The organism is Roseovarius sp. (assembly GCF_965277045.1).
Taxonomy (GTDB): Bacteria; Pseudomonadota; Alphaproteobacteria; order Rhodobacterales; family Rhodobacteraceae; genus Roseovarius.
Map to the genome: position 1 here is coordinate 3,843,050 of NZ_OZ255712.1, position 21,192 is coordinate 3,864,241.

At 66.6% G+C, this 21,192-nt stretch carries 17 protein-coding genes; 12 read left to right on the forward strand and 5 right to left on the reverse strand.

The window, feature by feature from the left end; genetic code table 11:
• The first annotated feature begins 167 nt into the window (after nucleotides 1-167).
• Complete coding sequence (locus tag ACQY4V_RS19180; protein ID WP_428514473.1) at nucleotides 168-2,360, forward strand: transglycosylase domain-containing protein; 2,193 nt, start codon at nucleotides 168-170, stop codon at nucleotides 2,358-2,360.
• A 38-nt stretch (nucleotides 2,361-2,398) separates the two neighbouring features.
• On the opposite strand, the gene ACQY4V_RS19185 is transcribed toward ACQY4V_RS19180, so the two are convergent.
• From ACQY4V_RS19185 to ACQY4V_RS19195, 3 genes are all read right to left on the reverse strand, one after another.
• Nucleotides 2,399-3,385, reverse strand: a complete 987-nt coding sequence (locus tag ACQY4V_RS19185) for a YihY/virulence factor BrkB family protein (RefSeq protein ID WP_428514475.1) — start codon at nucleotides 3,383-3,385, stop codon at nucleotides 2,399-2,401.
• A gap of 131 nt (nucleotides 3,386-3,516) precedes the next feature.
• The gene (locus ACQY4V_RS19190; RefSeq protein WP_222451412.1) at nucleotides 3,517-4,119 is read right to left on the reverse strand and encodes an MlaC/ttg2D family ABC transporter substrate-binding protein; all 603 of its coding nucleotides are present in this window, start codon (nucleotides 4,117-4,119) and stop codon (nucleotides 3,517-3,519) included.
• On the reverse strand, nucleotides 4,112-4,870 hold the full coding sequence (locus tag ACQY4V_RS19195; protein WP_428514478.1) for an MlaA family lipoprotein: 759 nt from the start codon (nucleotides 4,868-4,870) through the stop codon (nucleotides 4,112-4,114). The genes ACQY4V_RS19190 and ACQY4V_RS19195 overlap by 8 nt, the downstream gene beginning before the upstream one ends.
• Before the next feature lie 206 nt (nucleotides 4,871-5,076).
• Between ACQY4V_RS19195 and ACQY4V_RS19200 the strand changes: the two genes are divergently transcribed.
• The 6 genes from ACQY4V_RS19200 to ACQY4V_RS19225 all read left to right on the forward strand — a co-directional run bounded on the left by ACQY4V_RS19200 (nucleotide 5,077) and on the right by ACQY4V_RS19225 (nucleotide 11,103).
• Nucleotides 5,077-6,813 carry a type I secretion system permease/ATPase gene (locus tag ACQY4V_RS19200; RefSeq protein ID WP_428514480.1) on the forward strand — a complete coding sequence of 579 codons (1,737 nt, stop codon included), beginning with the start codon at nucleotides 5,077-5,079 and terminating at the stop codon, nucleotides 6,811-6,813.
• Nucleotides 6,810-8,117, forward strand: coding sequence for an HlyD family type I secretion periplasmic adaptor subunit (locus tag ACQY4V_RS19205; RefSeq protein ID WP_428514482.1), 1,308 nt, complete (start codon nucleotides 6,810-6,812; stop codon nucleotides 8,115-8,117). The genes ACQY4V_RS19200 and ACQY4V_RS19205 overlap by 4 nt, the downstream gene beginning before the upstream one ends.
• A 216-nt stretch (nucleotides 8,118-8,333) precedes the next feature.
• Complete coding sequence (locus ACQY4V_RS19210; RefSeq protein ID WP_428514484.1) at nucleotides 8,334-8,795, forward strand: RidA family protein; 462 nt, start codon at nucleotides 8,334-8,336, stop codon at nucleotides 8,793-8,795.
• Nucleotides 8,792-9,559: a glycerophosphodiester phosphodiesterase family protein gene (locus tag ACQY4V_RS19215; protein WP_428514486.1), complete on the forward strand. Its 768-nt coding sequence runs from the start codon at nucleotides 8,792-8,794 to the stop codon at nucleotides 9,557-9,559. The genes ACQY4V_RS19210 and ACQY4V_RS19215 overlap by 4 nt, the downstream gene beginning before the upstream one ends.
• 60 nt (nucleotides 9,560-9,619) lie before the next feature.
• The gene (locus ACQY4V_RS19220) at nucleotides 9,620-10,807 is read left to right on the forward strand and encodes a GNAT family N-acetyltransferase (RefSeq protein WP_428514488.1); all 1,188 of its coding nucleotides are present in this window, start codon (nucleotides 9,620-9,622) and stop codon (nucleotides 10,805-10,807) included.
• Nucleotides 10,804-11,103 (forward strand): 4a-hydroxytetrahydrobiopterin dehydratase, encoded by a 300-nt coding sequence (locus tag ACQY4V_RS19225; protein WP_428514490.1) that lies wholly within the window; start codon nucleotides 10,804-10,806, stop codon nucleotides 11,101-11,103. The genes ACQY4V_RS19220 and ACQY4V_RS19225 overlap by 4 nt, the downstream gene beginning before the upstream one ends.
• Before the next feature lie 554 nt (nucleotides 11,104-11,657).
• Here the strand turns inward: ACQY4V_RS19225 and ACQY4V_RS19230 are convergent.
• Nucleotides 11,658-12,146, reverse strand: a complete 489-nt coding sequence (locus ACQY4V_RS19230) for a peroxiredoxin (RefSeq protein WP_428514492.1) — start codon at nucleotides 12,144-12,146, stop codon at nucleotides 11,658-11,660.
• Nucleotides 12,147-12,236: 90 nt separating this feature from the next.
• On the opposite strand from ACQY4V_RS19230, the gene ACQY4V_RS19235 reads away from it, so the two are divergent.
• Nucleotides 12,237-13,442, forward strand: a complete 1,206-nt coding sequence (locus ACQY4V_RS19235; RefSeq protein WP_428514494.1) for an NAD(P)/FAD-dependent oxidoreductase — start codon at nucleotides 12,237-12,239, stop codon at nucleotides 13,440-13,442.
• Entirely contained in the window at nucleotides 13,439-13,993 is a 555-nt protein-coding gene (gene rsmD / locus ACQY4V_RS19240; RefSeq protein ID WP_428514496.1) for a 16S rRNA (guanine(966)-N(2))-methyltransferase RsmD, read from the forward strand. The genes ACQY4V_RS19235 and rsmD overlap by 4 nt, the downstream gene beginning before the upstream one ends.
• Nucleotides 13,994-14,097: 104 nt before the next feature.
• Here the strand turns inward: rsmD and ACQY4V_RS19245 are convergent, their stop codons facing one another.
• The gene (locus ACQY4V_RS19245) at nucleotides 14,098-15,348 is read right to left on the reverse strand and encodes an FAD-dependent monooxygenase (protein ID WP_428517301.1); all 1,251 of its coding nucleotides are present in this window, start codon (nucleotides 15,346-15,348) and stop codon (nucleotides 14,098-14,100) included.
• Between the two features lie 87 nt (nucleotides 15,349-15,435).
• On the opposite strand from ACQY4V_RS19245, the gene ACQY4V_RS19250 reads away from it, so the two are divergent.
• From ACQY4V_RS19250 to ACQY4V_RS19260, 3 genes are all read left to right on the forward strand, one after another.
• Nucleotides 15,436-16,764, forward strand: coding sequence for an amidase (locus ACQY4V_RS19250; protein ID WP_428514498.1), 1,329 nt, complete (start codon nucleotides 15,436-15,438; stop codon nucleotides 16,762-16,764).
• Between the two features lie 210 nt (nucleotides 16,765-16,974).
• Nucleotides 16,975-18,153: an aminotransferase class I/II-fold pyridoxal phosphate-dependent enzyme gene (locus ACQY4V_RS19255; RefSeq protein ID WP_428517303.1), complete on the forward strand. Its 1,179-nt coding sequence runs from the start codon at nucleotides 16,975-16,977 to the stop codon at nucleotides 18,151-18,153.
• 15 nt (nucleotides 18,154-18,168) lie between these two features.
• Entirely contained in the window at nucleotides 18,169-21,144 is a 2,976-nt protein-coding gene (locus tag ACQY4V_RS19260; protein WP_428514500.1) for a DNA translocase FtsK 4TM domain-containing protein, read from the forward strand.
• Nucleotides 21,145-21,192: the final 48 nt, after the last annotated feature.

Below are 21,192 nucleotides of genomic sequence, written 5' to 3' on the forward strand. Positions count from 1 at the left end.
GCAGGCTGCGCTTTGGCGACATGCCGCCGGGCGCGGCTGCCGGTGGCGGGGCGGAGGGCGGGCCGAAGTGACGCGACGCAGGAGGCCCGGAGATGCATTTCGGGGGTCTACTTTCGGTGCCAGGGCCTGTAAACTGCGGCAAAACCAGAGGTCCGAGCAGGTAGGGCATGGGAAACCAGGGGCGAAAAGCGCCGCGACTCGTTGCAGACAGGCGATACGGCAAGACATCCAGCACACCGGCAAAGAGCCGGGCCAAGACGGCTGCCCGCAAGCCGGCGAAACCGGCGCGCACGCGGCGGAAGAGCGGTGGCGGTTCGGGCGGCGGGCGTGGCCCCGTGGCGTGGATCAAGCGCCTGTTCCGCTGGATCCTGCGGCTGTTCTGGGTCGTGACGTGGCGGGTGACCGCGGTGGCGCTGCTGGTGACGGCCCTGGCGGTGGCCTATGTCTATGCGGGGTTGCCGGATGTGCGCGCGCTGCTGGACGGGCGGGCGCGCGGGTCGGTCACGATGCTGGACCGGGAGGGCGACGTCTTTGCCTGGCGGGGCGACCAGTTCGGGGGCGTGGTGACCGCCGATACCGTCAGCCCGGATTTGCGCAACGCGGTGCTGGCCACCGAGGACAAGCGGTTCTACAGCCATTTCGGCCTGAGCCCGCGCGGCATTGCCAGCGCCATCCGCATCAACCTGAGCGAGGGGCGCGGGCCGCTGAGCGGGCACGGTGGCTCGACCATCACGCAGCAGACCGCGAAACTGTTGTGCCTGGGCGTGGAATACGACGAGTCCGAGTGGGAGAGCGAGGCGGATTACGTCCAGGACTGCCGCCGCGGATCGCTGGGGCGGAAGGCCAAGGAAGCGGTCTATGCCATGGCGATGGAGGCCAAGTATTCCAAGAACGAGATCTTGTCGATCTACCTCAACCGGGCCTATTTCGGCGGCGGCGCCTTTGGCGTGGAAGCCGCCGCGCAGCGCTATTTCGGGGTGAGCGCGCGCGAGGTGAACGCGGCGCAGTCGGCGATGCTGGCGGGCCTGCTGACCGCGCCGACGCGGCTGGCGCCGACGACCAACCTGGAGCGGTCGCAGAACCGCGCGGCGACGGTGCTGCGTCTGATGAACGAGCAGGGCTACCTGACCGACGCCGAGGCGCAGGCCGCGCAGGACAATCCCGCCACCCTGTCGGAGGCCGCCGCGGCACAGGCGGGGGGGTATTTCGCGGACTGGGTGATGGACAGCGGGCCGGAGCTTTTCACCCGCGACACCACCGAGGACGTGATCATCCAGACGACGCTGGACCAGCGGATGCAGCGGGCCGCCGAGGAGGCGCTGGATTGGGTGTTCGAGAACAAGGTCAGCGACGGGTCCGAGGCGCAGGCCGCCATCGTGGTGATGAGCGCCGATGGCGCGGTGCGGGCCATGGTGGGCGGGCGCAAGTCGCGCGTCACCGGCGCCTTCAACCGGGCGACGATGGCCAAGCGGCAGACCGGCTCCGCGTTCAAGCCGTTTGTCTATGCCACGGCGCTGGAACTGGGCTATGAGCCCACGTCGATCGTGGTGGACGAGCCCTATTGCCGGAGCATTCCGGGCTCTGGCCAATGGTGCCCCGAGAACTATGACAAGAAATTCCATGGCCGCGTGCCGCTGATCCGGGCGCTGGCGCAGTCCTACAACATCCCGGCGGTGAAGGTGGCCGAGAGCGTGGGGCTGGACCTGGTGCGCCGGGTCGCCAGCGATTTCGGCATCGACAACGACCTGGCCGAGGGGCCCGCGCTGGCGCTGGGCACGTCGGAAAGCACGCTTCTGGAAATGACCGGGGCCTATGCCGGCATCCTGAACGGCGGGTCGTCGGTGACGCCCTATGGTCTGGTCGAGCTGAAGCTGCTGGGAGACGACGACCCGCTGATGCGCAAGAGCGGCGGCATCGGCGAGCGCGTGATCCAGCAGGAGGCGGCGCAGAAGCTGACCGGCATGATGTACGAGGTGGTGCAGTCGGGCACCGGCGCGCGCGCCAAGCTGCCCGACCGTCAGGCGGCCGGCAAGACCGGTACGACGCAGGCGGCGCGGGATGCGTGGTTCCTGGGGTTCACGGCGGATTACGTCACCGGCGTCTGGATGGGATACGACGACAACACCCCGCTGAAGGGCGTGACCGGCGGCGGCCTGCCCGCGGATATCTGGCGCGAGACGATGGTGCGGGTGAACGAGGGCGTGCCGGTTCACGACCTGCCGATGATCTTCGTGCAGCCCGAGCCGGAGCCGCAGGTTCAGCAGCAGTGGCCGCAACAGCAACAGCCGCAGGGTGGCCAGGACGACACGATCAACCGGATGCTGGAAGAGCTGTTGGAGGGGACAGGCAACCGAAGGTGAGGCGAGGTTGAGGCGCTCTGCCGATCCAGCAGGTCAATTCAGTCTTTGCCGGGCGCCGCGCCGGAGGTCCCTTGGCTGCCGGCATCGGGAAAGGTGTCGGACTTGACCGCGCCGCGCTGGCCTTCGGGGCGTGCGGGGCCGGTGGTGGTATCCCGGCGGGTCTGGTGTTCCAGCTCGGCATTGAGCTTGGCCCCGGCCAGCACGATGAAGGACGACAGCCACAGCCATGTCAGCAGGATGATCGCGCCTCCGAGCGTGCCGTAGGTCTCGTTGTAGCTGGCGAAATTCTGGGTGTAGACGGAAAAGGCGACGGTGCCTGCCAGCCAGAGGATCATGGCGACCACCGCGCCCGGGGTGATCCAGCGCCACCTGGCGTTGCGGCGCGCGGGACCGAACCGGTAGAGCACGCCGAGACCGAGAACGGCGAGGCAGCCCAAGACGGGCCATTGCAGCCAGAGAATCGTGGTCTCGAGGCTGTCGGACAGGCCCAGATAGCCGATCACGGCGGGCAGCACGATCATCAGCCCCAGCGCCGACAGCACACCGACGATGATGAAGAGCGTCAGGGCAAGGCCGGTAGCGTAGAGCCTGACGAAGCCGCGCGATTCCTTTTCGCCATAGGCGATGTTCATGCCTTCCATCAGGGTCATCATGCCCTTGGTCGCGCCGTAAAGCGCGAGAAGAAGACCCAGGAGTGCGGCAAGACCGGTCGCCGCCTCGTCGCCGCCGGTGACTTTCATGATCTGGTCCTGGAGGATTGCCGCCGCGTTCTCGGGCAGGATGGCGATGATCTGTTCCAGGTTGTTCGCCACGTCCTGCGGGTTCAGCAGGAAACCCGCGATGGAGATCAGGGCGACCACGGCCGGGAAGATCGCCAGGAGGCCGAAAAAGGCGACACCGGCCGAAACGACCGACATGTGATCGGACGCGATGCCGTCCTTGAGCCGCAGGACCACGTCCCACCAGCCATGTCTAGGTATGTGGTGCGGATGGTCCGCCGTGTGCCCCCGGCCTTTGTCCGGCATGTCAGTCTCCCGTTTGTCTGGTCCTGTTCGGGAAACGCGCGGAACGGCGGAAAAGATCGTTTTTCCGCCGTTTTTTCCAGGAGGGCCGTGTTCGGGGCAGGACCGGGGAAGGCCAGGGCCGGGGCGCGGGATCAGCCCGCGCGTTGCACGTCGGCGATCAGTGCGTCGATATTGCCGCCGTTGCGATCCAGCATGGCGCCGATCTCGGTGCGTTCGGTGAGGCGCAGGCTGACGCCCTCGATCACCATGTCGAAGAAGAGATCGCGGCCGGAACGGTCGGAGACGAGAAAGAGCACTGTGAAGGGCGACTTGCCGCGCAGTTTCACGTTGGCGCGGACCTCGTGCCAGGACTTGACCTGGCGCACGCCGGTCACGCTGACCTGACCGCCGACGAATTCGCGGAACCGCTTGCCGTATTTGCGGGCGATATAGCCCTGGAAGGCGGCGGTGAAGGCGCGCATCTGGCCAGAGGACGCGCGGCGCGAATCGGCGCCCAGGGTCGAGCGGGCGATGATGTTGACGTCGGCGTAGCGCGCGAAGATGCGTTCGAAGTCGCGGATCATGGCGCTTGTGGATTTGCCCGACCCGATGACGCGGTTGATGTCGGCCACGACCTGGTCGATCAGCGCGCGGGCACGGCCCTCTGTCAGGGCGAGGGCGGGGGTTGCGGCGGCGGGCAGCAGCGTGAAGGCCGCGCCCGCACCGATCAGGAAACGTCTGGAGATGTCATTCATCGTATGGGTCCTCCGGCAGTGCGCCGAGTTGCGCGTCATATGGATCGTCCAGCGCTCCGCCCGATCCACCGCCGAGCTTGAAACGCCTGTTCTGACTGTAGAGCGAACGCGCCTGGGCGTAACTGTCGGCGCTTTCGTAAAGGATGGAATCGATCGTGTCCGCGTACCGGCCCCGGTCGGACAGGCCCGAGACGGCCGATGCGGCGGGGATGCCGTAGTTCGCGGGCTCGTCCAGCATGTAGCTGAGCGGGTTGGTGAAGAGATCCACCACCTTGCCCGCGGCGGCGCGTTCGGTCGAGGGGCCGAGCAGCGGCAGTTCGAGATAGGCGCCCTCGCGGACACCCCAGACATGGAGCGTCTGGCCGAAATCGGCATCGGTGGCCTCAGGCATGTTCAGTTCGGTCGCGGTGTCGAAGAGGCCGCCCAGGCCAATCGTGGTGTTCACGACAAAGCGATACGTGTCCTCGGTCGCGCCTTTCATGTTGCCTTGCAGGATGTTGTTCACCACCGCGCCCGGGATCGACAGGTGAAAGGCGAAGCGGCCGATCATGTTCTCGACATCGTCGGGGAGGATGCCGGCCGCGCCCTTGCCGGCGGGCCGGACCAGGTTGCGGTCGAGCGCCCGGTTGAAGGCATGTGTCTGGCGGTTCTCGTCCTCGTAAGGATCGAAGACCTCGCCGGGCGGGTGGCCGGCGGGTGTTGGCGTGCAGCCCGAAACAGCAAGGCCGACCACGAGGAGCAGGCCGGCCACGAGGCGCTTGGGGCGACGGGAAGAAGAGAAATTTGGCAACGGTCAGACTTTGGTTAAACTATGCGGGTATACCTAAAGCATCGTTTCGAGATGCCCAGACACCGCGAAATGTCGGCGAAACCCTGTGGCAGATCAGTGACAATGCATGTAAGGCGGATTCGGGGAGTCGTTCAAGCGATGATGCGGCGGCGGGCGGGAAAGACGGGATGCAGCTGAGCAAGGCGAGACTGGACGCGGGGCGCGAGGAACTGCGCGCCGCCCGTCGCGAAAGCCGCGCGCTTTACTGGTTCGTCGGCGTGTTCAGCTTTTTCGTCAACCTGTTGATGCTGACAGGTCCACTGTACATGCTGCAGGTCTATGACCGGGTGCTGGGCAGCCGGTCTGTCGAGACGCTGATCGCGCTGAGCGTTCTGGTGGTGTTCCTCTACGGCATGATGGGCCTATTGGACTATGCGCGGGGCCGGGTCATGGGCCGGGTCGCGGCGCGATTCCAGGCGCGGCTGGACCGGCGCGTGTTCGACGCGGTGATCCGCAAGGCGGCGTTGGCCCCGGACGAACATACGCAGACCGGCCTGCGCGACCTGGAAGCGGTGCAGCGGCTGATGGCCTCGCCGGTGCTGATGGCGATATTCGACATTCCGTGGACGCCGGTCTTCCTGGCAGGGATCTGGCTGTTCCACCCCTGGCTGGGGGCGCTGGCGCTGATCGGCGGGGGGATCATCATCCTGGTCACAGTGGTCAACCAGATGGTCACCCGCCAGCCGGCGATGAAATCGGCGCGCGCCACCGGCGCGGCGGAGGCGCTGTCCAGCCAGATCCGCAACGAGTCGGAAATGGTGCAGGCGATGGGGATGCGCGACCAGGCGTTCTCGCGCTGGCAAAAGGCCCGCGACGAATCGCTGAAATCGCAGATCGCGTCGTCGGACCTGGTGGGCACGTTCACCACGACGACCAAGACCTTCCGGCTGTTCCTGCAGTCGGCGATGCTGGGCCTGGGGGCCTACCTGGTGTTGCAGAACGAGCTGACGCCGGGTGCGATGATCGCGGGGTCGATCCTGATGGGCCGGGCGCTGGCGCCGATCGAGCTGGCCGTCGGGCAGTGGGCCCTGGTGCAGCGGGCGATGCAGGGCTGGGACTCGCTGGCCCGGTTGCTGGCGCTGGTGCCGCCCGAACAGCCGCGCACGCCGCTGCCCAAGCCCAAGGCCCTGCTGGAGGTCCGGCAGGTGACGGTGGTGCCGCCGGGCGACCAGCAGGCGGCGCTGAAGACCATCAGTTTCACCGTCGAGCCGGGGCAGGCGGTGGGCGTGATCGGCCCGTCGGGCGCGGGCAAGTCGACGCTGGCGCGGGCGCTGACGGGGGTCTGGCGGCCAGCGGGCGGCAAGATCCGGCTGGACGGCGCGTCGCTGGATCAGTTCGAGCCGCGGGTGCTGGGCGAGCATATCGGATACCTGCCGCAGCGCGTGCAGCTGTTCGAAGGCACCATCGCCGAGAACATATCGCGCCTGGCCGAAGATCCCGATCCGGCAAAGATCGTCGAAGCGGCGCGGAAGGCGGACGCGCATGACATGATCCTGAAGCTGCCCGACGGGTATGACACCCGCATCAACGCCGGCGGCGGCCGGCTGTCGGGCGGGCAGATGCAGCGGATCGGGCTGGCGCGGGCGATGTATGGCGACCCGGTCCTGGTGGTGCTGGACGAGCCCAACTCGAATCTCGACAACGAGGGCAGCGAGGCGGTGAACCACGCGATCCGGCAGTTCAAGGCCGAGGGCAAATCGGTGCTGATCATGGCGCATCGCCCGGCGGCGATCCGCGAGTGCGACTTGCTGCTGATGCTCGACGGTGGCGTCGTGCGGTCCTTCGGGCCCAAGGACGAGGTTCTCAAGGACGTGGTGAAGAACGCCGAGGAGATCGGCCACGCCCGGATCGGAGGCGTGCAATGAGCGAGCAGACGCGGGACGGCTGGTCGGTGCGCGCACCGATGATCGTGGGGCTGACCGGGCTGATCGTGCTGCTGGGCGGGTTCGGAAGCTGGGCCGCGGTGACGCAGATCTCGGGCGCCGTGATCGCCAGCGGGCAGATCGTGGTCGACCAGAACCGGCAGGTGGTGCAGCATCCCGATGGCGGTGTCGTGGCCGCGATTGAGGTCGACGAGGGCGACACGGTGGAGGCCGGTCAGGTGCTGGTGCGGCTGGACGCCACCGCCTTGCGCTCGCAACTGGCGATCACCGAGAATCAGCTGTTCGAACTGCAGGCGCGGCGCGGACGGCTGGAAGCGGAGCGGGACGGCCGGGAGGAGATCGAATTTCCCGACCTGGTGAGCGACGTAGCGGCGCGCAATGCCGAGGTGGCCGACCTGCTGGACGGGCAGCGGCGGCTCTTGACGGCGCGCAACGAGACCGTGGCGAGCGAGATTTCCCAGCTGGAAAAGCGCCGCGGGCAAATCGCCGACCAGATTGGCGGGATCGAGGCGCAGCAGAAGGCCATGAACGAACAGCTGGCGTTGATCGAGAAGGAACTGGCCGACCAGCAATCGCTTCTGGACCGGGGCCTGGCGCAGGCGTCGCGCGTGCTGGCGCTGCAGCGGGAGAAATCGCGGCTGCTGGGCCAGCTGGGCGAACTTGTGGCGCAGGCGGCGCAATCCGAAGGCCGGATCACGGAGATCGACATCGAGGTGCTGAAGCTGGGCACGCGGCGTAGGGAGGAAGCGATCACGACACTGCGCGACCTGCAGTTCCGCGAGCTGGAACTGCTGGAGGAGCGGCGTGCGCTGATCGAGCAGATGAGCCGGCTGGACATCACCGCGCCGGTGGGCGGGGTCGTGTATGGCTTGCAGATCTTCGCGCTGCGCTCGGTCATCCGGCCGGCCGATCCGATCCTTTACGTGGTGCCGCAAGACCGGCCTCTGATCATCGACGCGCGGGTCCCGCCCACGGATATCGACAAGATATATGTCGGCCAGGAGGTGACGCTGCGATTCTCGGCGCTGGACCAGCGCACGACGCCGGAACTGGTGGGGCAGGTGATGCAGATTTCTGCCGATGCGTTCCAGGACGACGCCACGCAGCAAAGCTATTACCGGGCCGAGATCGCGCTGAGCGAGGGCCAGCGCGAGCGTCTGCCGGAGGATGTGACGCTGATCCCCGGCATGCCGGTGGAGACCTTCATCCGAACCGCCGACCGCACGCCGCTGGCGTATCTGACCAAACCTCTGACGGATTACTTCGCCAAGGCGTTTCGCGAATAGGCGGAGCGCCTGCGGCGCGCAGGGTGTCTCGGCGTTCCTTCGGGACGCCTCGGGGCGCGTGGCGGGCGTGACGCGCGGGGGCGAGGAACGGGCCGTGTGGCCGGCGACGGGATGGTGAGTATTTATCGCAAGAAAAAGCACGGGCCGGTTTTTGCGGTTGCATCGGTGCCCTGAGCGTCTAGCGTGCGCGGCAACGCAACCGAGGAGGTCGGGACCATGGGAAAATTCGAGGACAAGCTGGCCGAGATGGGCGTGACCCTGCCCGAGGCGGCGGCGCCTGCGGCGAATTACGTGCCGTATGTGCTGGTGGGTGACATGCTGTACGTCTCGGGTCAGTTGCCGAAGCTGGGCGACGAGATGATGGTCGGCAAGCTGGGCGACGACATGGACGTGGCCGCGGGCGCCGAGGCGGCGAAGGCCTGCGCGATCAACCTGCTGGCGCAGGTCAAGGCGGCCTGCGGCGGCGACCTCGACCGCCTGAAGCGGGTGGTGAAGCTGGGCGGGTTCGTGAACTCAACGCCGGATTTCACCCAGCAGCCGCAGGTGATCAACGGTGCGTCGGATTTCATCGGCGAGGCGCTGGGCGAGGCGGGCAAGCACGCGCGGGCCGCGGTGTCGTCGCCGGCGCTGCCCTTCGGCGTGGCAGTGGAGATCGAAGGCGTGTTCCAGATCGGATGATGCGGCTGGACCCGTCCTTTCTGCGGGCGCCGCTGGCGCACCGGGCGTTGCATGACGTGCGCGACGGCCGGCCGGAAAACTCGCGTGCGGCGATTTCGGCGGCGATGGACCACGGCTATGGCATCGAGATCGACCTGCAACTGAGCCGGGACGGTGCGGCGATGGTGTTTCACGACTATGATCTGAAGCGTCTGACCGGGCAGACAGGGCCGGTCCAGCAGCGCGAAGCGGCGGAGTTAAGAAACGTTCCCCTGTTGGGCGGGGACGAGGGGATACCGTCGCTGCCCGAGGTGCTGGACCTGGTGGCGGGACGCGTGCCGCTGTTGATCGAACTGAAGGACCAACAGGGGCAGATGGGCCAGACGGACGGGCGGCTGGAGGCGGCGACGGCGGTGGCGCTGAAGGGTTATTCCGGGCCGGTGGCGGTGATGTCGTTCAACCCCGAGATGATGGTGGCGATGCGCGACCTTGCGCCGGATGTGGCGCGCGGGATCGTGACATGCGACTACGACCCCGAGGACTGGACACTGCTGCGGGCCGAGGTAGGCGCGCGGTTGCGGGACATCCCGGATTACGACCGCGCCGACGCGGCGTTCCTCAGCCACCAGGCGCAGGACCTGGACCGCGCGCGGGTGGCCGAACTGCAGGGCGCGGGTGCGGACGTGCTGTGCTGGACGATCCGGTCGCCGCAGGAAGAGGCTGAGGCGCGGCGCGTGGCGCAGAACATCACCTTCGAGGGGTACCTGCCCGCGATTCCCGCTTGAACCGCGGCGGGCAGGCCACAGATTGAAGGCCATGATTTCCGAAAGCGAAGAGCGGCCCTGATGGACGGCGGATCGGTCCTTGTGAGCGTCTATGAAAGCCTGGGCGACGTGGCGCAGGCCGACTGGGACGCCTGCGCCTGTCCCGAGGCCGAAGACGGCGGCCGGGCGGAAGACCCGTTCACCACATACCGCTTCCTGAAGGCGCTGGAAGACAGCGGGTCGGTCGGCGCCGGCACCGGCTGGCAGCCGCATTACCTGGTGGCCGAGATGGACGACCAGGTGATCGCCTGCGCGCCGCTTTACGTGAAGGGGCACAGCCAGGGCGAATACATCTTCGACCACAACTGGGGCCATGCCTATGAGCGCGCGGGCGGGCGGTATTATCCCAAGTTGCAGATGGCGGTGCCGTTCACGCCCGTCACCGGACGGCGGCTGCTGACCCGGCCGGGATACGGGCAACCGGGGCGCGATGCGCTGATGCAAGCCGCGGTCAGCATCGGCGACCGCAACGCGCTGTCGTCGCTGCACGTGACGTTTTGCACCAGGTTCGAGCGGGAGGTGGGCACCGAGATGGGCCTTTTGCCGCGGATCACGCAGCAGTATCACTGGCTGAACCGGGGCTATGAAAGTTTCGACGATTTCCTTGGAAGCCTGAGTTCGCGCAAGCGCAAGAATATCCGCAAGGAGCGGGCGCAGGCGCAGGGCTTTGGCGGCGAGATCGTGCAGTTGACGGGCGAGGCGATCCGGCCCGAACACTGGGAGGCGTTCTGGGAATTCTACCAGGACACCGGGGCGCGCAAATGGGGGATGCCCTACCTGACGCGGAAGTTCTTCGACATCGCGCAGGAGCGGCTGCGGGACGATATCCTGCTGGTCCTGGCGCTGGAGGAGGGCGTGCCGGTGGCGGGGGCGCTGAACATGATCGGGCGCGACGCGCTTTATGGCCGCTACTGGGGCTGCACGGCGCATCACCCGGCGATGCATTTCGAGTTGTGTTACTATCAGGCCATCGATTACGCCATCGCGCACGGGCTGGGCCGGGTCGAGGCGGGCGCGCAGGGCGAGCACAAGCTGGCCCGCGGATATCTGCCGGTCGAGACCCACTCGCTGCATTGGTTTCGCGACCCGCCTTTTTCCGATGCGGTGGCGCATTACCTTGAGGCGGAACGCGAGGCCGTGGCGGAGGATATCGAAATCCTGACGAGCTTCGGCCCGTTCAGGAAAGCAAATGTGGAGGAGCAGGAATGAGTGAGAAATTGAGTGACACGGCGCGGAAGACGACGCTGGAGCCGTTGTTGGAAAACGGCTGGGCGATGGTCGACGGGCGCGATGCGATCCACAAGACCTATGAGTTCGAGAATTTCGTCGAGGCGTTCGGGTTCATGACCCGCTGCGCGATCTGGGCGGAAAAGTGGGACCACCATCCGGAATGGTCGAATGTCTACAAGACGGTCGAGGTGACGCTGACCAGCCATGACGTGGAGGGTCTGAGTTCGCGGGACACCAAGCTGGCGCGGAAGATGGACAAGCTGGCCGACGGCTGAGCGGCCTTTGGGCAGGGGCCGGGACGCGAGCGCGCCCCGGCCCCCTAGCGTTTGTCAATTGTTGGACGTCAGACGAAATTGACCTTCGCGTCATAAACTGACCCAAGCACCACGAACCGGAAGAGTAGGAAACCCTACGTTAGCGAGAGCTGTCATTCGAACCGGGTGCGGCGAAGGTTGGTTTCGAGTCCTTGCCAACTTTCGAAATTGAGCCCCCAGCCGGTTAACAGCCGCGAAGCGGCCCGGCCATCGTCAGCCCCTCCCTCGGGCTGGCGATTTGGCTGAGGCTGGGCGCAACGATCCTTCCGAGGATTTGTTTGGCAGGCATAAAGTGCTTCAAAATTGCCGTCGGATCGCCACCCCAAGGGCTGACGCTCGCCTCCGTTGTGAACGGCGGAAAGGTCCGCCTACCGGACCTTGACCTGTACCGCGCTCAAGGTCCGGTTTGGGTCAGAAGTGCTTGATGATCGGGCCGATATTGCGTGACGCTGCGCCTTAGGAAGGTTCAGAAAACCAGCCGCATTGAGTCAAAGATTCGCGCTGTTTCACATCAATCAGATCGCGTCGAGCAGAGACTCTCCGGCGGAGGTTTCGCAGGTGCCGGGGTTGTCCTCGACATGGAGGACCTTCACCGTGCCGTCCTCGACCAGCATGGCATAGCGTTTGGATCGGGTGATGAGGCCCGCGGGCGGTGCGGTGAAATCCATGCCGATGGCCTTGGTGAATTCCGATTGCGGATCGCCCAGCATGGTGATTCCGGCGTCGCTGGCGCCGGTGTCCTTGCCCCAGGCGTTCATCACGAAGGGATCGTTCACCGAGACGCAGATGACCTCGTCCACGCCCTTGGCGTCGAAATCGGCCTTGGTGCGGATGAAACTGGGCACGTGGGCCGAGTGGCAGGTGGGGGTGAAGGCGCCGGGGACGGCGAAGATCGCCACCTTGCGGCCTTTGGTCTTGTCGGACAGCGCGACCTCTTCGGGGCCGTCGGCGCCCATCTTGAGCAGCGTGGCATCGGGGAGTTTGTCGCCGGTGGTGATCGTCATTGTCGCATCCTGTCTTTCGTTTGCGTTTGGAATGCCTGTAAGTATAGGCCCTGACGGCCCGAGGGCCATGTGGAAATTGCAGGAGGGCACATGTCGGGAGTTGTTGTCGTGGGCGCGGGTCAGGCGGGCAGTTCGCTGGTGGCGAAGCTGCGGGCGCTTGGCTATGACGGCAAGGTGACGCTGATCGGGGAAGAGCACGCGCCGCCCTATCAAAGGCCACCGTTGTCGAAGAAATACCTTTTGGGCGAGATGGAGCTGGAGCGGCTCTATCTGCGGCCCGAGAGTTTCTATTCCGAGAACATGATCGACCTGCGGCTGGATGCGGCGGTGACGGCGATTGACCGTGCCGACAAGGTGGTTGTCGCGGGCGGGCACGCGTTGCCCTACGAACACCTGGTGCTGACCACCGGATCGGTGCCGCGACGGTTGCCGCCCGCGATCGGCGGGGCGCTGGAGGGTGTCTACGTGGTACGCGACCTGCGCGACGTGGACAGAATGGCGCCGGAGTTTCGTGAAGGCGCCAAGGTATTGATCGTGGGCGGCGGGTATATCGGGCTGGAAGCGGCCGCCGTGGCCGCCTCGAAAGGGTTGCAGGTGACGCTGGTCGAGATGGCGGACCGGATCCTGCAGCGCGTGGCGGCGCAGGAGACCTCGGATTATTTCCGGGAGTTGCACCGCTCGCGCGGTGTGGACATTCGCGAAGGCGTCGGGCTGGACCGGCTGACCGGCGAGGGCAGGGTCAGCGGCGCGCTGTTGAGCGATGGTACGGAACTGGAGGCGGATTTCGTGATCGTGGGCGTGGGGATCACCCCCGCCACGGCCCTGGCCGAGGCTGCCGGCATCGAGGTCGAGAACGGCATCAAGGTGGATGCACACGGCCGCACGAGCGATCCGGCGATCTGGGCCGCCGGAGATTGCGCGAGCTTTCCCTTTCGGGGCGAACGCCTGCGGCTGGAGAGCGTGCCCAATGCGATCGACATGGCGGAATGCGTGGCCGAGAACATCATTGGCGCGGACAAGACCTATGTGCCGCAGCCGTGGTTCTGGTCGGATCAGTATGACGTGAAATTGCAGATTGCCGGTCTGAATGTGGGCTATGACCGGGTGGTGACGCGCGACAGCGAGGGCGGCATTTCCTTCTGGTACTACCAGGGCGACACGCTGTTGGCGGTGGATGCGGCCAATGACGCGCGGGCCTACATGGTGGGCAAGCGGTTGATCGACAACGGAAAGACCGCTGATCCGGCGGTCGTGGCGGACCCGGGCGCGGACCTCAAGGCGCTGTTGAAGGCGTGAGGATCATCGGCGGCGAGTTTCGCGGGCGGCGGCTGGCCTCGGTTGGCAAGGGGGACGAGGGCGCGCGGCTGCGGCCCACCTCGGACCGGGTGCGCGAGAGCCTGTTCAACGTGCTGATGGCGCGGTTCGGGGACCGGGTGGAAGGCGCCGTGGTGCTGGACCTTTTCGCCGGGACCGGGGCGCTGGGGCTGGAGGCGCTGTCGCGTGGGGCCGCGCGGGCGGTGTTCGTGGAAAGCGGGCGAGTGGGGCAAAGGCTCATTCGGGAGAATGTTGCGCTGTGCGGTGTTGCGGACCGGGTGACGCTGGTTGGTCGGGATGCGCGCAAGCTGGGGGCCGCGACGGAAGCCTGCGGGCTGGTGTTCCTCGATCCACCCTATGGCAAGGGGCTGGGCGAGGCGGCTTTGGGCGCGGCGATGGCGGGCGGATGGGTAGCGCCGGGGGCCTTGGTGGTCTGGGAGGAAGGCGGCGCGGTGGCAGTGCCGGAGGGGTGGAGCCTGCTCGATGAGCGGGCGTATGGGGATACGGTGATCAGGGTTCTGCAAGCGGGGTAGGGCGCATTTTGGTCAGACGCGTGGGTTTTCACCCACCCTACGCGTTGCGCGGCCGTCATCTTCGGACTTGATCCCAGGATCCCATTGACCGGAGCGCTGCCGGTTCAGCCCTTCATCAACTCGGGCAGGTCGCCGGTCAGGCCCGCCGCCTCGCGGATGAATTTGCGGCGCAGCGTTGGCATGGCCGACAGCGCGCCCATGCCGATATCGCGCGCGGCGCGCAGGAGGGGGTTGTCGTTTGAAAAGAGCCGGTTGGTGAGGTCGGTCGTCACTGCCAGCGTCGCGGTGTCGAAGCGGCGCCATTGCTGGTAGCGGGCGAGCACGTCGGAAGCGGCGAAATCCTCGCCCCGGCGGGTGGCGTCGGTGAGAACCTGGGCCAGCGCGCCCACGTCCCGCAGTCCGGCGTTGAGGCCCTGGCCGGCGATGGGATGCATGCCGTGGGCGGCGTCACCGATGAGGGCGAGCCGCTCGGCCACGAAGGCGTTGGCGAGCGTCAGGCTCAGCGGGTAGGTGAAACGCTTGCCGCGCAGGGAGATATCGCCCAGGAAATCGCCGAAGCGGGGGCGCAGGACTTCCATGAACTCGGTATCGTTCAGTGCGGCGAAACGGGCGGCGGTCGCCTCGGTTTCGGACCAGACGATGGAGCTGACATTGCCGGGCAGGGGCAGGATGGCCAGCGGGCCGGGCGGCATGAAGAACTGGTGCGCGATGCCGTTATGCGGCAACTGGTGCGCGATGGCGGCCACCAGCGCGGTCTGGCCGTAATTCCACCCGGTGCGGGCGATCCCGGCGCGTTGCGCGGTGCCCGAGGCGCGCCCGTCGGAGCCAACGACGATGCGGCCCGATAGCGTTTTGCTGGAGGCGAGCGTGAGCGTGACGCCGGTGGGCGTGACGTCCTGCGCGGTGACGGTGTCGGTCACTTGGGCGATCCGGTTCTCGTCCTGCATCGCCTCCAGGAACGCTCGGCGCAGGTAGCGGTCTTCGAGCATGTGGCCCATGGGGCCTTCCTCGATCTCGGCATGGTCGAAATGCAGGAAGAAGGGGGCGGCGCCTTCGCCGGCGCGGCCATCGGAGACCTTGATTTCCAGCATGGGCTGGGCGTTGTCGGCCACGCGGGTCCAGATGCCGATATTGCTCAGCAGGCGCACCGAGGCCAGCGCCAGCGCGTAGGCGCGACCGTCGAAGGCGGCATCGGCGCGCACGGTCTGGGGCAGGGTGTCGATGACGGTCACGGTCAGGCCCGCCTGCGCCGCGGCCAGTGCCAGCGCAGGGCCGGTGAGGCCGCCGCCGACGATCAGGATATCGCTGTCATGGTCCATGCGGATCAATATGTCGGCGCGCACCGGATTGTCCATGCGCCGGATTGTCATTGGGTGGGCTTGCCTTGCGCCGGGGCATCTGCATTCATGCAGGCGATTTTGCAGGAGCGCGGAGGATCCGGGATGAACGAGTGGCTGACGATGAGCGCGGCGGAGCTGGGGCGCGGGATCGAAGCGGGCGAGATCGGGCCGGTGGCGCTGACCGAGGCGTACCTGGCGGCCATCGACGCCCATCCGGCGCGGAACGAGATCTATTCGGTGGTCACTCATGACCGCGCCCGGGCCGAGGCGCAGGCGGCCGAGGCACGGGCGCAGGCCGGGCGGCGGCTGGGGCCCCTGGATGGCGTGCCGGTCAGCTGGAAGGACCTGTTCGACAGCGCAGGGACGGCGACGGAGGCCGGCACGCGGCTGCTGAAGGGCCGGGTGCCGGAGCGGGATGCCGAAGTGTTGCGGAACGCGACCGCCGCCGGGCTGGTCTGTCTGGGCAAGACGCATATGAGCGAGCTGGCGTTCTCGGGGCTAGGGCTGAACCCGATGACAGCGACGCCGCCGAATGTGCACGATCCGAAGCTGGTGCCGGGGGGCTCGTCCTCGGGGGCGGCGGCGAGCGTGGCGCATGGGCTGGCGGCCTGCGGCATCGGGTCGGATACGGGCGGATCGGTGCGCATCCCGTCGGCGTGGAACGATCTGGTGGGGCTGAAGACCACGTCGGGACGCGTGTCGCTGGGCGGGGTCGTGCCGCTGTGTGCGAAGTTCGACACGGTGGGGCCGCTGGGCCGCAGCGTGGAGGATTGCGCGCTGGTGCTGGCCGTCTTGGAAGGCGGGCGGGCGGCGGACCTGGAGGGCGTGTCGCTGGAGGGGATGCGCTTTGCCGCGTTGCAGTCGGTGGTGTTCGACGACATCCGCGACGCGCCGCGCGACGCCTATTTCAGCGCGTTGGAGCGGCTGAAGGCGGCGGGGGCGAGGATCGAGGAGGTCGAGTCGCCCGAGGCCGAACAGGCGATGCCGCTGTCGGCGATCCTGTTCACGTCCGAGGCGTATGGTATCTGGGGCGACGTGATTTCGGCCAATCCGGACAAGATGTTCAAGCCGATCCGGGAACGGTTCGAATCCGGGCGAGAGTTCCGCGCTTGCGACTATGTGGCGGGCTGGAACCTGCTTGCGGCGCTGCGCCTCCAGTGGGCCGAACGGATGAAACCCTATGACGCGGTGCTGATGCCGACGGCGCCGAACCTGCCGCCCGAGGTGGACCGGCTGATGACCGACGACGACTATTACGTGACCGAAAATCTGCTGGCGCTGCGCAACACGCGGGTGGGCAACCTGATGGGGCTGGCGGCCGTCAACCTGCCGACCGGGACGCCCGGTTGCGGGCTCATGATGTGCGGCGAAGCCTTCGGCGAAGAGCGGATTCTGCGGGTCGCAAGGGCCGCCGAGGCAGCGTTGGCCTGACGGGCAAAATCGTTACTGGACGCAAAATGTTGCCCGGCTGATGCAAGCCGGCCACAATACTTGGCCTACTTTAGAGGTATCCGCTAACCTCTTGCCAAAAATGCCACAATCCCCGCACCCCCGGTTGGTTTTGCTGGACGCAACGCGGGGGCTTTTGTAGATTTGATCCAAACGGGGCGACAACGATCCCGTAACCTAGAGGCAGTGTTGATGTTTCCCGAGCGGTTTTCGAACCTTCCGGAATATGCGTTTCCGCGTTTGCGGACCCTGTTGGACGTGCACGATCCCGGCGGTGATGTGATCCACATGACCATCGGCGAGCCGCAGCACGATTTTCCGGGCTGGATCATGGATGCGATCGAAAGACATGCGGAGGAGTTTCGCAAGTACCCGGTGAATGAGGGCATTCCGGCGCTGAACACGGCGTTCTGCGACTGGGTTTCGCGGCGCTATGGCGTGGAGTTGAGCCCGGACCGGCATGTGATGGCGCTGAATGGCACGCGCGAGGGGCTTTACAACGCGATGATGACGCTGTGCCCTGAAACCAAGAACGGCAAGCAGCCGATCGTGCTGCTGCCGAATCCGTTTTACCAGGTTTACATGGTGGCGGCGCTGAGCGTGGGCGCCGAGCCGATGTTCCTACCGGCGACGCGCGAGACGGGGTTCCTGCCGGATTTCACCAGCCTGGACGCCGAGGTGCTGGACCGGGTGACGGTGGCCTATCTGTGCTCGCCCTCCAACCCGCAGGGCGCGGTGGCGGATGCGGAATACTGGAAGACGCTGATCGGGCTGGCGGAAAAGCACGATTTCAAGGTCTTCGCCGACGAGTGCTATTCGGAGATCTACCGCGACACGCCGCCCGTGGGTGCGCTGGAAGTCGCGAAGGAGATGGGGGCCGACCCCGAGCGGGTGGTGGCGTTTCACAGCCTGTCGAAACGGTCGAACCTGGCCGGGTTGCGATCGGGGTTCGTGGCGTCGGGGCCGCAGAGCATGAAGCGGATCCGGCAGTTGAGGTCCTATGCGGGCACGCCGCTGCCGCTGCCGTTGCAGCATGCGGCGGCCAAGGTCTGGGCCGATGAAAAGCACGTCGACGTGAACCGCAGGCTTTACCAGGAAAAGTACAAACTGGCTGACGAGATCTTTGACGGCGTGCCGGGATACCAGAGCCCCGAGGCGGGGTTTTTCCTGTGGCTGCCGGTCGAGGATGGCGAGGCGGCGGCGCTGAAACTGTGGCAAGAGACAGGCGTGCGGGTGCTGCCCGGCGCGTACCTGGCGCAGGAGGCCGGGGGCCTGAACCCCGGCCACGCATACATAAGGGTCGCGATGGTGGCCCCAAAGAAAGAGGTGGCACGCGGCCTGACGCAGTTGCGTGACTGTCTTTATAATTAACGAGGAAGAGGCAACATGGCATATCAGACGCGCGGACGTGACCCGCTTTTGGACAGCTCGATGGCGGAGGCGATCGAGAAGCGAGGCAAGGAACTTCTGGGACTTGCGCTGCTGGCGCTGGGTCTGGCCGCCGCGATGATGATCGCATCCTACAATCCCGACGATCCCAGCTGGATGGCCGCGACGGACGCGCCGGTGCAGAACCTGCTTGGCCGGATGGGGGCCTCGATTGCGGCGCCGCTGTTCATGATCGTGGGCTGGGGCGCGTGGGGCCTTGCCATTGTCCTGGGGGCGTGGGGTGTGCGTTTCGCCCTGCACCGCGGCCAGGACCGGGCGATTGGCCGGTTGATCTATGCGCCGATCTGGATCGCGCTTCTGGCGATGTATGCCTCGTCGCTGGAGCCGAGCGCGGAGTGGTCGGCGTCGCACAGTTTCGATTATGGCGGGCTGTTCGGGGAAATGGCGCTGGGCACGGTGCTGGGTTTCCTGCCGATCAGCGCGACCTTCGGGCTGAAGCTGTTGTCGCTGCTTCTGGCGGTGGGGATGGTGGCGCTGGGCGCGTTCATCCTGGGGTTCAGCCGGTTGGAGCTGTCGCAGATCACCCGCTTCCTGGTGGTTGGCACGATCATGACCTATGCCACGTTGCGCGCCGTGCTGGCCCGCAGCGGCGGGATGGCGGCAGGGGCCGCGAAGACCGCCCAGGCCAAGGCCGCAGATCGCTGGGACCGCCGGATGCAGGAACGCGCCGAGGCCCATGAGCTGGCCCTGGCCGAGGCCGCCGTGCCAGAGCCGCGGGTGCGCCGTGCCGAGCCCGCCTTGGCCGGAGCCGTCCGGCACCGGGGCCATGCCGCGCCGGTCGAAACCGCTGGGCCCGGCTACGAGGTGAGCCAGGCGCCGGAAAAGACCGGCGGGCTGTTGTCGCGGATGCCGTCGCTGATGCGGCGGCCCGAGCGCACGCCGGAGCCGGAACTGATCGAGGCGTCCGAGATGCCCGACATGCCCGCGCCGAGCGGCGACCGGGTGAGCGCCAAGATTGCCGATGTCATCAAGAGCCGGGTGCGCAAGAACCCCGCCGTGCAGGTCGAGACGGTCGCGCCGCTGACCCGTGGCCGTGGGCGGGGGCCGGATCCGCTTATCCTGAACACCGCGCCGCGCAGCGCGGTGCGGGCCGAGCCGCCGCTGACCGCAGAGCACGCTGTGCCGGATGCCGCCCATGCGCCGGTGCACGCACCGATGCAGGAGATGGTCGAGGCGGCGCCGGAGGACGAGGTGATCGACGACGGCTATGGCGCATATGACAGCTATGAGGCGGAGCCGGAGGTGCCGGTCTATACCCGCGCCGCGACGCCCCAGGAGCTGCCTGCCGCAGAGCCGAAGAAGGTCGTGCAGCACCCGCCGCGGCGCGCGCCGCAGCCCTCCGCACGGGCGCAGGCCGAGGCGCAGCCCAAGCTGCAATTCGAGGAAAAGCCGCAGATCGAGTACGAGCTGCCGCCGCTGAACCTGCTGACCAACCCGGTCAATATCCAGCGCCATCACCTGAGCGACGAGTCGCTGGAGGAGAACGCTCGGATGCTGGAAACGGTGCTGGACGACTATGGCGTGAAGGGCGAGATCGTCAGCGTGCGCCCCGGCCCGGTGGTGACGATGTACGAGCTGGAACCGGCGCCGGGCCTGAAGGCGAGCCGGGTGATCGGCCTCGCGGACGATATCGCGCGGTCGATGTCGGCCCTGTCGGCGCGGGTCAGCACCGTGCCGGGGCGGTCGGTGATCGGGATCGAGCTGCCCAATGACAACCGCGAGATGGTCAGCTTCCGCGAGATCCTGTCGAGCCGCGACTATGGCGACGGCAACCAGAAGCTGCCGCTGGCGCTGGGCAAGGATATCGGCGGTGACCCGATGGTGGCGAACCTCGCGAAGATGCCTCACCTGCTGATCGCGGGGACGACGGGCTCGGGTAAATCCGTGGCGATCAACACCATGATCCTGAGCCTGCTCTACAAGCTGACGCCCGAGGACCTGCGGCTGGTCATGATCGACCCCAAGATGCTGGAACTGAGCGTTTATGACGGCATTCCGCATCTGCTGAGCCCGGTGGTGACTGACCCGAAAAAGGCCGTGGTGGCACTGAAATGGGTCGTGGCGGAGATGGAAGACCGCTATCGCAAGATGTCCAAGATGGGCGTGCGCAACATCGACGGCTACAACAGCCGCGTGGCCGATGCGCTGGCCAAGGGCGAGATGTTCAGTCGGACGGTGCAGACCGGGTTCGACGACGAGACCGGCGAGCCGGTGTTCGAGACCGAGGAGTTCGCGCCCGAGAAGATGCCGTTCATCGTGGTCATCGTCGACGAGATGGCCGACCTGATGATGGTCGCCGGCAAGGAGATCGAGGCCTGTATCCAGCGGCTGGCGCAGATGGCGCGGGCGTCGGGCATTCACCTGATCATGGCCACGCAGCGGCCGTCGGTGGACGTCATCACGGGCACGATCAAGGCGAACTTTCCGACGCGGATTTCCTTCCAGGTGACCAGCAAGATCGACAGTCGCACGATCCTGGGCGAGATGGGCGCCGAGCAGCTGCTGGGCATGGGCGACATGCTGTACATGGCGGGTGGCGGCAAGATCACCCGCTGTCACGGGCCGTTTGTCAGCGACGAGGAAGTCGAGGAGGTGGTGAATCACCTCAAGGCCTTTGGCCCGCCGGTTTACGTTGGCGGTGTGCAGGACGGCCCCGAGGACGACAAGGCCGACAAGATCGACGCGGTCCTTGGGCTGTCGACGGGCGGCAACACCGATGGCGAGGACGCGCTGTACGATCAGGCCGTGCAGATCGCCATCACCGACCGCAAATGCAGCACCTCCTATATCCAGCGCAAGCTGGCCATCGGCTATAACAAGGCGGCACGCCTGGTCGAGCAGATGGAGGATGAGGGTGTCGTGAGTGCCGCGAACCACGTGGGCAAGCGCGAAATCCTAGTGCCCGAGCAATAACGCCCCGAAAAGGGCCGAGGGGAAACGTTTGCCGGTCTGTTGCGTTGG